This window comes from Planctomycetaceae bacterium (assembly GCA_041398825.1).
GTDB lineage: Bacteria > Planctomycetota > Planctomycetia > Planctomycetales > Planctomycetaceae > F1-80-MAGs062.
On sequence record JAWKTX010000003.1, the window covers coordinates 374,040 to 388,430 of the forward strand.

Below are 14,391 nucleotides of genomic sequence, written 5' to 3' on the forward strand. Positions count from 1 at the left end.
GTGCGAATCCTGAAATCCGGGCCCCCGGAATTGGTTCCAACATGTCTGTGCGCTGTTATTCTTAGCAGATGCCCAGCGGAAGGTTCCTGGTCTGATGCTGTGCTTGTTGTAATGCCCGGGCGGGCAAAGCATTGAATTTGCACCATTGACGATCACAACACGTTGCTTCACAGACCGGCTTTGAGTTTTGGGTTTGCTGGAGGGCTATCAGTTGCCAAACTCGTCAATAATCGCTGTCTTCACTTGTGATGTCTGCGGGCGATTCACTTCGTTCAATTCGAACATTTGCAGAATACTCGGGCGGACACCGTCTTTGCAGGAATCGGTTCCGGAGTTCCTTAATGCGTGTCACATTCAGCATCTGGATGGGACACCAATGTCTGTCGAACAGTGTCCGGTCTTGTCCGCAATCAGGACTGGCGAAGAGCATTCCTCAGAACTCACTGTGCGTCGTGGTGGTCAGGAGCCGTTGACTATACTTGCGACGGCTTCTCCCGTGTTTGGGCCCGGTGGCGAAATCAGCGGAGCCACTGCGGTTCTGGTCGATATCACGCAGCGGGAGAAGGATCGCAGTTCACTCGCGCTGTTTCGAACCCTGATTGACAATATTCCCGATTGCATTGAAGTCATCGATCCGGAGACAGGCGGGTTTCTGGATGTCAATGAGTTTTCGTGCAAACTGCATGGCTATACGCGGGAGGAGTTTCTGGGGCTTTGTGTGACGGATATTGATTCGAGTCTGTCGCCATCGTCATGGAATCAGTTTCGGGATGAGTTAAAGAAATCGGGACGAATGGTTTGCCATGCCGAGCATCGCTGCCGGGATGGTTCGGTGTTTCCTGTTGAAGTGAATGCAGCCTTCATTCATCTCGACAGGGATTATTTTCTGGCCGTTGTCCGAGACATGTCAGATCAGCGAGCTGTGCGAAGTTTACTGCGGGAGAGTGAGCAGAAATGGCGGGCGATTGCCACGACGATGCCGCATGCCCTTTACATCTTCGACATTCCGTCGGCAAAGAATGTTTATATGAATCGGGAGGTGTGGTCGGATCTTGGTTACACCGCAGCAGACTTTCCCGAGGGAGGCCGCGATATCCTCAACAAGCTTCTGCATCCGGAAGACCTTGCTCGCGTTCCTGAGTTGCTGTCTCGATGGGACAACGTTTGCGATGGCGAGATTCTTGAGACCGAATATCGAATGCGTCATGCCTCTGGCGAGTGGCATTGGTTTTTGGGGCGAGACACCGTATTCCATCGAGACGACAACGGTCGCGTCGTTCAGGTGATCGGCACAGCTCAGGATGTGACCGAGTGGAAGAGGGCAGAGCAGACACTGCGTGAAAACGAAACACGTCTTCGGCTTTCCATTCAGTCTGCGAATATCGGATCCTGGGAATGGGATATTCAATGCAACGAGGTTCGGTTTTCTCCGGAATGGAAGCAACAGCTTGGTTATCAGGATGATGAACTGGCCGATGACTACATGGAATGGGAAGGAAGACTGCACCCGCAGGATCGCGAACGTGTTCTCAAAGCACTGCAGGACTATTTCATTCACAAGGAGGCGGATTACGCAATCGAATTTCGCCTGCGGCACAGAGACGGTTCCTATCGATGGATCTATACGCGAGGAACGGCGCGATGGGATAAGAATGGCCAGCCCGTACGAATGATGGGATGTCATGTCGACATTACGGAAAGACGCCGGGCGGAAGATACCATCCACCAGTTTGTGGAGGTACTGGCTCATACAACTGGTCAGGAATTCTTTACGGTGCTGGTTCAGAATCTGAGCAAAATCTGTCAGGTGGAGTATGCCTTCGCTGCATCCGTGGATGCCTCCAGTCCGGACGAAATTCAGACAATTGCAGCCGCAAGAAACGGCAATTCCATTGCCAATGTCCGTTACAGGATGCATGGCACACCCTGCGAACATGTTGTGCGCCGTTCCTTATGCTACTTCCCAAGCCATGTTCAGGAACGATTTCCGGAAGACCAGATGCTTGCGAAGCTGGGAGCGGAAAGCTACATGGGCATCCCCTTGTGGGCCAGCGATGGTCAGCCGCTCGGGCTGCTCGTGCTGCTCCATACCGGACCTATGAATGATGCTGAACTAACCCGAGCCACTCTGCAGATTGTCGCCGTTCGGTGCGGTGCAGAACTGGAGCGCAAACGAGCAGAAGAATTACTTCGCAAGAGTGAAGAGCGATTACTGTCCGTCGTGCGAAATACACCCAACGTCGCCATTCAGTGGTATGATTCAGATGGTCAAGTCCGACTCTGGAATGAAGCTTCTGAAACCCTGTATGGCTACCATTCTGCCGAAGTTGTTGGTCGGAGGCTCGCCGAGCTTGACCCACCGCCGAAGGATCCGACGACCCTGGGTCTTGCGTTTGAAGAGCTTCGCAATGCGAACGGTGCCGCAGCTCCGAGTGAGTACAGTTTTCAGCAGCGCGATGGAAGAAAGGGAACCTGTCTATCAAGTATCTTCAGGATTCCGGGCGACGAAGACAACGATCTGTTTGTCTGTATGGACGTGGACATCACGGAAAGAAAACAGGCGGAAGAGGAACGTCGGCACCTGGAAAAACAGCTTCTGCATGCTCAGAAACTTGAAAGCCTTGGTGTCCTTGCCGGAGGGATCGCCCATGATTTCAACAACCTTCTGACTTCAATGATGGGTTATGCCAGTCTGGCGCAGGCTGATGTCGAAGCGGAATCGAGTGTCAGCGACATGTTGCGGGAAATTGAAAAGGCTGCTCAACGCGCAGCCCAGTTGACACAGCAACTGCTTGCGTATGCAGGGAAGGGCCGATTTGTTGTTGAGCCTGTTCGACTGGATGCGGTCGTTGAAGATCTGGCACGATTGCTGGCCACAGTTATCTCACGAAAGGCAGCAGTAACGCTGGATCTTCAGCCAACCGTGATCCATGGTGATGCGTCGCAGATTCAACAGGTTGTTATGAACTTAATTACCAATGCCTCAGATGCACTCGGTGGCGAAAACGGCCGAATTCGTATTCGAACCGGAGTCCGTCATGTTGAATCCGAACAATTGACCTCTCTGGTTTGTCCGGATCCTCTGCCAACCGGAGATTACGCTTTTCTTGAGGTGGAAGATACGGGCACCGGAATGACGGCTGAAACCGTCGCAAGGATCTTCGACCCATTCTTTACGACTAAATTCGCAGGACGTGGTCTGGGACTCGCTGCGGTTCTTGGAATTGTTCGAAGTCATAAAGGTACAATTCACGTCGATTCACGATCCGGAACCGGAACGCGTTTTGAAGTGCTGTTCCCGGCAAGTTCCGTGGCAGTGATGCCCAAAGTGGGTTCAAAACCTGCATCCGGATATGAAAAAGGTCAGGGGGAGATTCTGTTGATTGAAGACGACCCCAACGTGCGACTGTTTACGAAGCACACACTGGAAAAGGCTGGCTTTACTGTTCGTATTGCCGTCGATGGTCGGGAAGGCGTCGATGAATTTCGGCATCACAGAGATCAAATCGTTGTCGTTCTGCTGGACCTGACAATGCCGAAGAAAGATGGGACAGAAGTCCTTCGAGAGATTCGCGAACTGAGTCCGAAAGTGCCTATCCTTGTGATGAGTGGCTTCAGCGAACAGGATGTCCTGTCCCGATGCACGCGACTTGGTGCAACCGGATTTCTTCAGAAACCATTCCTGCCTCGACGATTGCTGACGGAAGTCAACGGAATGCTCGAAACCGCCCACCGAGTGCCTGCTTAGCAGTCCTCATGAGGCGGGCCTGGCTGTCCGTTGAAAGACCGGGACAGGCACGACTGCACGACTGGAAACCATCGTGTTTTAAGGTCTCCTGCTCGAGCTTAAACAAGTTCGGGCAGGGGAGTCGTGTGATCCAGTAAATACTGAGGTCGTCCGGTGAGGTCGGTGAGTTTCGTCGTGTCCGGATTGATTCCCAGATGGCGATAGAGCGCGGCAAGAACTTCTCCGAAGTGTACCGGTCGATCAGCAATCTCAGCCCCAAGTCGATCTGTGGCGCCGATGACCTGTCCTGTTCGAAATCCACCGCCAGCCAGTAGTCCTCCGCCAACTTGTGGCCAGTGATCGCGTCCGGCATCCTTGTTGATTCTGGGTGTTCGGCCAAATTCGCCCCATGCGATGACAGCAACATCATCGGAAAGTCCTCTCTGATGAAGATCTTCGATGAGCGCAGAAAGCCCCTGGTCAAATTGCGGAAGGTGGGTGTTCTTCATTCCATCAAAATTGTTGCTGTGAAAATCCCAACGTCCGAAATTCAGAGTCACAACGCGACAGCCTGCTTCGACAAGACGCCGCGCCATCAGAAAGTGTTCCAGATTGCGCGGTGCTCCATCTCCGAATCGATTCTCGTCTCCCTTGCCGTATCGTTCTCGAACAGAATCCGGTTCTTTCGAAATATCCAGGGCTTCCGCCAGCGCGCTGCTTGTGAGAATGTTGAATGCCTGCTGGCTGATAGCATCCATGCCGTCCAGAGTTCCGCTTGCATCGATATCTCGACGAAGCTGGTCGATCCCCGTCAACAGAGCACGACGGTTGCTAAGTCGATCGGCAGAGATGCCATGCAGCTTCATGTCTTCTGCTGCAGGACCGGACGGTCGAAACGCAGAATGAGCCACACCGAGAAATCCCGGATGTCCTGGCGAGCCGTATGGTGGGTGTCCTGCATCCGGGGCGAGTCCAACGAATGGGGGAACCGCCTGATTAACCGGTCCAAGGACTCGAGAGGTGACCGAACCCATGGAAGGCCATCCGCCGGGCGGCTGATTGCGCGTTGTTCGACCGGTGTAGCAGATAAATGAATCGTGAGCACCATCCGGAGAACCGTACACGCTTCGCAGCGGAACACATTTGTCCATGATGGCAGCCAATCGAGGCATGTGTTCGCAAATCTCGATGCCATCGACGCTGGTTGGAATGGGTCGAAACTCTCCGCGAATCTCGGAAGGAGCAGACATTTTCAGGTCGTACATATCCTGATGCCCGGGTGCTCCGCACATGTAGATCATGATGACGGATTTATGGCGCCGCACTCCGGCGGCCTGATCTGCTCTCAGAACGTCGGCAAGAGACAGGCCACCAAGCGTGAGCGTACCGATGCGCAGCACGTCTCGTCGGGTGATTCCGTCGCATAACTTGCTTCCGTGGCCGTAGAGTGAGAACATTGATGTCTCCTGTATGTAAGCCGCCGCAGGCCCTGCTCCGGGGTAAGGCCGGACAGGGCTGGTGTTTGTGGCTGATGGCAAAGGTGGGTTTTGGCTGCCGGGATCGTGGTGGGCTGTCCAATTATCGGTTATGGATGACTGACTTGCTACGCTGTTTCCCTGATTTCCAGGGTAAGGCTGTTGAATTGAGCGGAATCGAACATGTCCTCTCGAAAGCTCCCGTGGTACCGGAAATTAGCCTTCATCTCGATGACATTGACGCTGGTCTGGGGCATCATCGAGCTGATTTCACTTGGTGGGCTGCATTTGTGTCGGGGGGAATTCACATTTGCCGGACTCCGGGAGGAGCAGCGCATTCTGGCGAAAGGGGCTCGCCTCGTTTCGAGTGGCGAAGAAGTCATTCATCCCTATCTGGGCTGGATCAAGAATCCGGATCTGGCTGAGCCGGAGCAGATAAATGGGAGAGAAATTCGCGTCAATGCCCTGGGCTTCCGGGACGATGGAGAGACGATCTATCAGCGAAACCGAAGAGAATTTCTGCTTGGAATCGCCGGCGGGTCTGTTGCGAGCAACATGTCATGGGATGCGGAGGATTTGATTCTGGAACTTCTTTCCGGGCACCCGGCAATTCAGGGACGCTCTATTCGAATCATTCGAATGGCGACGCCCGGGTATAAGCAACCCCAGCAACTCCAGTTGCTCACGTATCTGCTGGCACTGGGAGGCGAATTCGATGCTGTGATTAATCTGGATGGCTTCAACGAAGCGACTCTCGCGGTGCAGGAGAACGCAAAGAATGAAACAGCAATCGCGTATCCACGAGGATGGCATACGCGCACGATTACGATGTTCGATCCGAAGGATTCAAAGGATGCATTTGCCTTGCTGGAGATCAAGGCCACTCGACAACGAATGGCTCAGACGATCCTGCAGCCACCATGGTGCTGGTCTCCGGCCTGCAATCTCTTCTGGTTGTTTCGTGAACAGCAGAACATCGAGCGGTTGACGGACCTGGGGGTCAGGCTCTTTAGCCAGCAGCGAACAGGGTTTGGTAATCATGGCCCACTGGAAACGTTTACCAGTGAAGAAGACATGGCGGACAAGGCTGCTGAACTCTGGTTTCGAAGTTCATTGCAGATGCAACGACTTTGTGCGGCTAATGGCATCATCTACCTGCATGCATTGCAGCCGGATCAGTACGTTCAGGGTTCAAAACCACTCACGGAAGCAGAACTCAGAGAGGCATATGCAGAAGATGCAGGTACGCTTTCTGTTGTGCGGCTCACCTATCCGAGGTTGATGCAGCTGGGCCGGATGCTGACCGAAGAGGGTGTCGCATTTTCTGATCAGACAATGGTCTTTAAAGAAGTGAATGAAACACTCTACATCGATCCGTGGTGTCATGTGAACAAGCGCGGAAGTGAGATTCTTGCGACTTCGGTGCTCAAAGACCTGATGCATTTACTTGAAGTTGAACGCGGCAAGACTTCGGAATGAAGTCCGGGCATTCTGTCTTTCATGATTTTGCGGAACAGGACAGGCGTCTTGCCGGCGCGAAAATAATTTGTGAGTCATGCAGAATCGTGCTCTGTTCGACAGCAAGTTTGGCGGGAGTCGTGCGATGTCCCTGCTGGATCTTCCCCATTAATCTGCACCGGACTGTCGAATCGATGCTTTTCACCCGGAAACAACCAGACGTCTCATCTTCTGATCCGCAGGAAGAACTGCTTGAATTACTTCGACAGGAGCATTCGCATCTGCGCGAAGGTCTCTCCAATATTCAGACGAATCTCGCAGAGTCGGTTTCATTCAATTCGACGAATATCGAGATCTGCCAGCAGATTGAAGCAAACTGCGAACAACTGGCGGACGAGGCCGACGGTATTTGCCAGGAAACAGATAACTTCAGCGACGCCGTATCAAGCATGTGTCGTCTGGTTGAACACACAGATCACCAGCTGGCTGGAATTCGCAAGTTTGTCACGATGATTGAGACCGTTGCGAAACAAACAAATCTGCTGGCACTGAACGCTACGATCGAAGCTGCAAGAGCAGGAGAGGCCGGGAAAGGATTTGCCGTTGTTGCCGGTGAGGTGAAATCACTTTCCAATCAGACACAGGATGCTGTGGCAAGCATTGGGCGTTCGATTGAACAGATTCTGGAGAATTCCAGGTGTGTGGCCGAGCGGATGCGCAATCTGGATGAACGGAGTGGTCAAATCAGGCAAACCGTCTCCGCCTTCAGCGAAAGAATTCATCACACGAACGATCAGAATGTTAAGGCGACGCAGAGGGTGACGGCCGCGAATGATCGCATCTTCATGAGCCTTGCGAAGCTGGATCACATCATCTGGAAGGTCAATACCTATCTGAGTGTTCTGAACAGGCGCCCCGAGTTCACATTCGTGGACTACCACAATTGCCGACTTGGAAAGTGGTATTACGATGGGGATGGTCGCACATCGTTTTCGACGATGCCTTCATTTCGTGGTCTCGAAGTGCCGCATTCACAGGTGCACGAAGCCACACGCCGTATTTTCAATTTGATGGAAAACGATGTGAAGGATTTCGGTCCACTGGAAGCGTCGCTGGAGGCGATGGAAGCAGCCAGCAACGGCGTTTTCGACTGTCTGGACCGCATGCTTTCGGAAAAAACAATGTCTGAATGATGACTGCGATTCAGATTGAGGACTGCGACTCAGAACAATTGTGTGCCTCAGCGTGCAAACTCCACCAGGGTGTGGTCTTCACCATCGAGTTCTTCCTCAATAATTGCCGCGATGCGGTTCCAGTCACCACCCGCAAGGCCGGCTCCGATTTTGGGATACCCGATTCGTTTGCCGCCAAAGTTTTTTCGCACGGTGGCCAAGACTGATCTGAGGGCCTGGTAATTTACCTTTGTGCCGCTTCCTCGCCAATGCAGCTGGATGTAGCCGTTGACAATAATGATTTCGCGGGCGTTCCGTTCGGTTCTGGCATACGAAATGGAGCCAAGCTTTTCTTCGGCCCCTTTCTCGGTTTGACAATCGGCTTCGTAGGCTTCCGGAAAAACGGCTTTCACTGCCTTTGCGATCCCGGCTCCCATTGCACATTGACAATTGCACCCGTGCAGAATGACGTCAAAGGTTCCTTCGACCGCCAATTTTAACAGGTCTCCCCGTATCGTTTTCATCGTCCTGTTCCGACTGATCGAACCGTGGATGACAGGAAATGGAGTTGGATTTGTCCGGATGACTCGTCAGGCACGTCAGACTGGTTGAATCTGTATCGCGCCATCGGTAGCCTCGCCTTCAAAGTAACGGGTGGTATCTGTTCTTCGGTGTAGATGGTCCTTCCGCGGCGGGGCACTCCCCCGAAGAGAAGTGCAGCGAACCGTTTCAAGAGGGAATATAACAAACCGTGTCGAAAATCAGTAATAATCCGCCGGAGTTCGCCACCATCGCAGGAGACGCTGGAATGCCCATTATCGATTGTTTTCATGTTCGCCTGACGGCAATCTTCGTTTCGCTTTTCATGTTTTTCTGCTGTGGCTCCGTTTCAGCGCAAGGCGATCCCGAAACCGTCCTTCAGCAACGCGGATTGCGCAAGAGCAGTGCGGGCTGGATTCTGGAGGAAGAGTCTGAGCTGACAAAGCTGATGTCTCAGTCATCCAGACTCAAACGCCAGGTATCTGATGCCGGGCGTGTCCTGACTCAGGCCGAACGACAGGCACTGGCAAAGAAAACGGCTTTGACCCAAATGAATGTCCAGCATGTCCAGCTGAACGCACAGCTGGCCAACGCGCGGACCGTCGCAGAGAATAATCGCATAGTTGGCTTGCTGAACGCGCTCGGTGGACAAATCAATCTGGCGTCTCAGGACCAGACCGCTGAGAACAATCTGAAAGCCGCCAGGTCGAAAGCCGGAGAAGTTCGAGAATTATATGCGCAGCACATCATTGATATGCGAACCAGGTTTGATGTCGTAAAGGATCGATACACCGTGCTGGCTGCTGATAACGTTGTTCGGCAGGCGATTAATGATTTCAATCAGTCGAGTGACAAAAAACTGGAACTCGGTCCGTCCAGAAGTCTCGCAAGTTTTGAGCGTTCGCTGGTGAAGCTCGAAGAGACGGTTTTATCAGAAGACATTCAGGGACAGCAGGGGCAGGGGAGTCTGCTTTACGTGGCAGCGGTCATTAACGGGAAGGAGCCAATTGACATTGCCGTTGATACCGGAGCAAGTGTTGTTGTGTTGTCATGGGAGCTTGCAGAAAAGCTGGACCTGAAACCCGGCCCAGATGCACAACGCGTTTCGTTTGTGGTTGCGGACGGTCGGCAGATTGAAGGTCGAATGGTCAGTGCAAAAACTGTTCGCGTTGGCAGGTTCACGGTTGAAGATGTCGAGTGTGCTGTGTTTGGCCCGGAAAATACGAACGTCGTGCCGTTGCTCGGCCAGAGTTTTCTGGAGCACTTCATCTACAGGATTGATTCGGGTAAGGGTATCATTTCCATGACTCGTGTCGAAGATGAATCCGCGTCGAAGAGCAAGAGTCGAGGTCGAGAGGAAGACTAGTTGCACAGCATCTTTGCTCTGAAAGAATCCGTTGGTCTGTGGATGGACGTCGACTCGATTCTTATGGTCTCCCGAAGTGTTGGCCGGATGTTTCATCCCATACACGTGCCGAAGTTTTGAATGAACGGCCAGGCAGGCGTGACGCGTTTCAGTGAGGTGTCAGGGCAAAATGATGCGATTGGGAATGATAGGGCTGGATACTTCGCATGTTCCCGCCTTCGCGCGACTGTTAACGGCTTCCGATCGTCCGTCTCCATTGGATCGTGTTCAGCTGGTTGCGGCAGTTGCCGGCGGCAGCCCCGGTTTTCCAATGAGCCGGGATCGTGTGGAGGGCTACACGGCGGAAGTCGCCGCAATGGGAGTCACCATCGTTCCGAACCTGCGCGACCTGCTGGAATGCTGTGATGGCATCATGATTCAAAGCGTCGATGGGCGGCAGCATCTTGAGCAGGCCGCACCCGTGTTCGGTGCCGGAAAACCTGTTTTTATCGACAAGCCTCTGGCTGCCTCACTGACAGACGTCCTGGCGATTGCTGAACTCGGAAAGTCGACAGGCGTGCCGTGGTTTACGGCCTCATCCATGCGGTACTCCCCGGGGTACCCGGAATTGAGGCAGGATTTGTCAATTGGCCAGATTGTTGGCTGCGATACATTCGGACCATCCAGAATGATGCCCGGGCACCCGGATCTTTTCTGGTACGGAGTTCATGGAGTGGATTTGTTGTATTCATTTCTTGGTACGGGCTGTCAGCAGGTTTGGGCGGTGCAGACTCCATTTACTGAATTGGTTATGGGTCGGTGGCAGGATGGTAGAATCGGTACGTTCCGCGGAATTCGTGAGGAAACAGGCTGTTCCGGGTGGGGGGCCGCGGTGTTTGGAACAACCGGTAATCGCCATGTGACAAATTCGTACGATTATTCCGCACTGGTGAATCAGATTGTTCATTTCTTCCTGTCTGGCCGATCTCCCGTTTCAGACGCCGAAATGGTTGAGGTCTTTGCTTTTCTTAGTGCTGCAGAAGCAAGTCGAAACTGCGACGGCAAGCCGGTAAATCTTTCGCAGGTGATTGACGGTGCCAGGCAAGGGGGCTAAACAGTCCCCTTCAGCCGTGCGTTTTCGTTGCCGAACGGTTTGTCAGCGATTTTCCGGCTTGTCAGCGCTGTCCCTGTTGCCCATCATTGCGGCGTTTTGAAAACACAGAAATCATCATCTGAAATTTTTGACATATGATTTGCGTAAGTCTCGGACGCACTCGACATTCTTCGGTGCGCAGCGAACATGAGCACCTGGCAGAACTTGGCGCTGAACTGGTTGAACTTCGACTGGACTTCATGCGACGGAAGCCGGATGTCGGGCTACTGCTGAAAAGACCGCCCCACACCCGTCGTTGTTACGATTCGACGGCGTGAAGATCGCGGACGCTGGTTTGGTACAGAAGAACAAAGACTGGCGATTCTTCGGGAAGCCATTATCGCAGGAGCTGAGTACGTCGACCTGGAAGACGACGTTGCCGCTGAGATTCCTCGATTCGGATCCACGAAACGTATCGTGAGTCATCACAACTTCGACGAAACACCGATGGAGTTGTTTGATATTCACAAACGCATGGCGAAGTGCGATCCGGACGTGATCAAAATTGTCACGATGGCGAATTCGCCTTCCGACAACGTTCGTATGCTGGAACTTGTTCAGTCTGCGACGATCCCGACAGTGGGATTTTGTATGGGTGAATTTGGCACCATCAGCCGTATTCTGTGCGGGCGTTTTGGTTCTCCGTTCACCTATGCTGCATTTAGTCGCGAACGTGAAATGGCGCCAGGGCAACTGACCTTCGCAGAAACACGCAATCTTTATCGCTTCAATAAAATCACCAAAGATACTCAGATCTTCGGCGTCATTGGTGACCCTATCGCCCACAGCAAGAGCCCGTTGATCCATAATGCGGCTTTCAGAAAGCTGCGTCTGGATGCCGTCTACCTGCCGTTGCGCGTTCCTGCAGATCAGTTGCTGATGACACTGGAAGAGTATCGTCGCCTCGGATTATGTGGTTACAGTGTCACTATTCCGCACAAGGAAGCAGTGCTGGAGTTCTGCGACAGTCTGGATGAACAGACCGACGAAATTGGCGCGGCGAATACTTTGTATCTGGAAGGTGACGAATGGGTTGCCACGAATACAGATGCCGATGCAGCCCTGCAGGCGATCAGGATGGGCTTGCAGCGGTCTCCCGCCAAAACCACGGATCTGGCCGGGCGCAGGGTGATGATCCTTGGAGCAGGCGGCGTTGCTCGCGCGATTGCTCACGTGCTGGTGCGCGAAGGCGCTGCTGTGACGATTACAAACCGTTCGAGAGAGCGAGGAAAGCAGCTGTCGGTTGAGCTTCAGTGCCAGTTTGTGTCCTGGGAAAATCGTGGTGTTGAAGCGTGCGAGATCCTGGTGAATTGCACATCGGTCGGCATGTACCCAAAGATGAATGAAACACCGTACCAGGCAAACTGGCTTCATGAATCGATGCTGGTTTTTGACACCGTTTACACTCCTGAAAAGACCCTGCTTCTGAAGCAATCCATGGAACGTGGCTGCACGATCGTCAGCGGTATTGAGATGTTCATTCGGCAGGCTGCCATGCAGTTTGAGTTATTCTCGGATGAGACGGCTCCTACGGAGTTCATGGGAGAAACTCTGCGTCGAATCATGTCTGCAGCACGCGTGGCCTCTTCCGTGGTATCGAGTTCAGAATCAGAAACGGATGATGAGGACGATGAGGAAACGTCGGATCAGGATGACACATGATTATCACCCTGATTGGATATCGAGGCTGTGGCAAATCGAGTGTCGCCCCATTGCTGGCTGATGCGCTGCAATGCGAATGGGTCGATAGCGACGCTGTCATCGAAGAACGTGCGGGCTGTTCCATCCGGCAGATCTTTGAATCGGAGGGTGAAACGGGATTTCGCCTGCGCGAAACAGAGACACTGCAGGCTTTGACAGCGGCCGATCGTGCATCAACCAGTGGCTGCTTTGTCATTGCGGCAGGAGGCGGCGCGATTCTGGCAGAACGAAATCGTGAGTTGATGAAGAATGCCGGACCGGTAGTCTGGCTGGACGCGCCGGATGCCACACTCGCTGCGCGAATTGCCGGTGACATCAATACCGCCAGTCGTCGCCCGAGTCTCACCGGACAATCGGTGACAGACGAAGTGACTGCGGTCATGTCGGTTCGACGTCCGATTTATCTGCAGACAGCAACCATCACTGTGGATGCAGATGCGAATTCACCCGATGAAGTTTGTCGCCTGATTCTGTCAAAGCTGAATCGCGGCAACGGGGCGCAGGAGGTACGGTCGTGAATTTGTTCGATCTGCCTCGCCCGTTTGTCTACGGATGTATTTTTGTTCTGGGTTGCTGCTTCGGTAGCTTTCTGAACGTCTGTATTCACCGGTTTCCTTCCAGGTACAAGCTCTGGGACCAGCTAAAGGCGCTGAACAGTTCTCGTTCCGGCTGTCCGAAATGCGGGGCTGCAATTCAATGGCGCGACAATATTCCACTGCTCGGCTGGCTGATGCTTGCGGGAAAGTGCCGCAATTGTCGTCGCCCGATTTCGTTTCGCTATCCCTTTGTGGAATTGCTGACCGGGTTATTGTTCGTGTTGATGTACTGGATTGAAATGCCACCCGATCGATATGTTTCGATCCAGCAGGCCGGCCTCTACACGGTACTGGGACCGCAGAACATCACGGATCATCTTTCTCCGGACGTCTGGCTGCATCTGCGCTACTCGCTGCACATGATGATGATTTGCTGTCTGATTGTGGCCACCTTCATCGACTTCGAACTCAGAATCATCCCGGAAGCGTGTACAGATCCCTGGATTGTCGTGGCCATCCTTGCATCGACGGCTGTGGGTCAGTGCTTTATTGTTCCGTTGTGGTTTCAGGACCTGAGCGTAGCCAATATTCTGCGGGAAGAACTTCCATCCGTCTTAAAACCATTGATGTTTTACTGGGACGCCGTGGAGTTCGCGCAACGCCATCCGCACCTTCATGGTTTTTTGACCAGCCTGGCGGGATTCTGCATGGGTTATGGCGTTGTCTGGTTTGTCCGGACCGCTGGTAGTCGGGTCCTTCGCCAGGAAGCGATGGGTGAAGGCGATGTGTGGTTGATGGCAATGATCGGCAGTGTGATTGGCTGGCAACCCGTGCTGATCGCGTTTTTCATCGCACCGTTGCTGGCGATTGCTTCAGCATTGATAACATGGCTGGTGCGTGGCGATCGCTATTCGCCGTATGGTCCATGGTTAAGTATGGCAACTGTGCTGGTGCTTGTTGGCTGGCCCACGGTCTGGCCGGCTGCAAAACGCATCTTCGATATGGGCCCTGCTTTGGTCCCCATTGCTGTCTTTATGATGTCGGCACTGGTCGTCAGTCTGCAGTTGACTCAGCTGATCAAACGGATTCTTGGTTTTCCCTTGTATTATGACGAAGAGGAACCCACGCCTGAGTGGTCTTCTGCAGATCATCTGACCTACTACAACGCGGAACGACCGGACGAACAGACCGGACAATGGCAAGTGTCGCAATGGCCCGGCTGTCGAGCGGGACGTGGTTTATCGCAATCTTACAGATGGCGTCACGACAGCCGATGACGGTCCG

The 14,391-nt window shown here is 53.3% G+C and carries 10 protein-coding genes; 8 read left to right on the top strand and 2 right to left on the bottom strand.

Annotation, left to right across the window (positions count from 1 at the left end; translation table 11 throughout):
• Positions 1-211 precede the first annotated feature (211 nt).
• Positions 212-3,748, top strand: coding sequence for a PAS domain S-box protein (locus tag R3C20_07765; protein ID MEZ6040387.1), 3,537 nt, complete (start codon positions 212-214; stop codon positions 3,746-3,748).
• A gap of 98 nt (positions 3,749-3,846) precedes the next feature.
• Here R3C20_07765 and R3C20_07770 read toward each other — a convergent pair whose 3' ends face one another.
• Positions 3,847-5,184: a DUF1501 domain-containing protein gene (locus R3C20_07770; protein ID MEZ6040388.1), complete on the bottom strand. Its 1,338-nt coding sequence runs from the start codon at positions 5,182-5,184 to the stop codon at positions 3,847-3,849.
• A gap of 201 nt (positions 5,185-5,385) precedes the next feature.
• Between R3C20_07770 and R3C20_07775 the strand changes: the two genes are divergently transcribed.
• Positions 5,386-6,681, top strand: coding sequence for a hypothetical protein (locus R3C20_07775; GenBank protein ID MEZ6040389.1), 1,296 nt, complete (start codon positions 5,386-5,388; stop codon positions 6,679-6,681).
• Positions 6,682-6,854: 173 nt separating this feature from the next.
• Positions 6,855-7,853, top strand: coding sequence for a methyl-accepting chemotaxis protein (locus R3C20_07780; GenBank protein MEZ6040390.1), 999 nt, complete (start codon positions 6,855-6,857; stop codon positions 7,851-7,853).
• Between the two features lie 47 nt (positions 7,854-7,900).
• Here R3C20_07780 and R3C20_07785 read toward each other — a convergent pair whose 3' ends face one another.
• Positions 7,901-8,356 carry a macro domain-containing protein gene (locus R3C20_07785; protein MEZ6040391.1) on the bottom strand — a complete coding sequence of 152 codons (456 nt, stop codon included), beginning with the start codon at positions 8,354-8,356 and terminating at the stop codon, positions 7,901-7,903.
• A gap of 227 nt (positions 8,357-8,583) precedes the next feature.
• Between R3C20_07785 and R3C20_07790 the strand changes: the two genes are divergently transcribed.
• The 5 genes from R3C20_07790 (at position 8,584) to R3C20_07810 (ending at position 14,384) form a co-directional block, all read left to right on the top strand.
• A complete protein-coding gene (locus tag R3C20_07790; protein ID MEZ6040392.1) occupies positions 8,584-9,738 on the top strand; it encodes a retroviral-like aspartic protease family protein in 1,155 nt (384 codons plus the stop codon).
• A 169-nt stretch (positions 9,739-9,907) separates the two neighbouring features.
• A complete protein-coding gene (locus R3C20_07795) occupies positions 9,908-10,831 on the top strand; it encodes a Gfo/Idh/MocA family oxidoreductase (protein ID MEZ6040393.1) in 924 nt (307 codons plus the stop codon).
• Between the two features lie 303 nt (positions 10,832-11,134).
• Positions 11,135-12,532 carry a shikimate dehydrogenase gene (gene aroE / locus R3C20_07800; GenBank protein MEZ6040394.1) on the top strand — a complete coding sequence of 466 codons (1,398 nt, stop codon included), beginning with the start codon at positions 11,135-11,137 and terminating at the stop codon, positions 12,530-12,532.
• A complete protein-coding gene (locus tag R3C20_07805; GenBank protein MEZ6040395.1) occupies positions 12,529-13,089 on the top strand; it encodes a shikimate kinase in 561 nt (186 codons plus the stop codon). Before aroE ends, R3C20_07805 begins: the two co-directional genes overlap by 4 nt.
• Entirely contained in the window at positions 13,086-14,384 is a 1,299-nt protein-coding gene (locus tag R3C20_07810) for a prepilin peptidase (protein ID MEZ6040396.1), read from the top strand. Before R3C20_07805 ends, R3C20_07810 begins: the two co-directional genes overlap by 4 nt.
• Positions 14,385-14,391 lie beyond the last annotated feature (7 nt).

Excerpts from the sequence above, each read along its gene's own strand:
- R3C20_07795 (MEZ6040393.1), top strand. The coding sequence starts at position 9,908 with ATGATGCGATTGGGAATGATAGGGCTGGATACTTCGCATGTTCCCGCC.
- R3C20_07770 (MEZ6040388.1), bottom strand. The coding sequence starts at position 5,184 with ATGTTCTCACTCTACGGCCACGGAAGCAAGTTATGCGACGGAATCACC.
- R3C20_07785 (MEZ6040391.1), bottom strand. The coding sequence starts at position 8,356 with ATGAAAACGATACGGGGAGACCTGTTAAAATTGGCGGTCGAAGGAACC.
- R3C20_07780 (MEZ6040390.1), top strand. The coding sequence starts at position 6,855 with ATGCTTTTCACCCGGAAACAACCAGACGTCTCATCTTCTGATCCGCAG.
- R3C20_07775 (MEZ6040389.1), top strand. The coding sequence starts at position 5,386 with ATGTCCTCTCGAAAGCTCCCGTGGTACCGGAAATTAGCCTTCATCTCG.
- R3C20_07805 (MEZ6040395.1), top strand. The coding sequence starts at position 12,529 with ATGATTATCACCCTGATTGGATATCGAGGCTGTGGCAAATCGAGTGTC.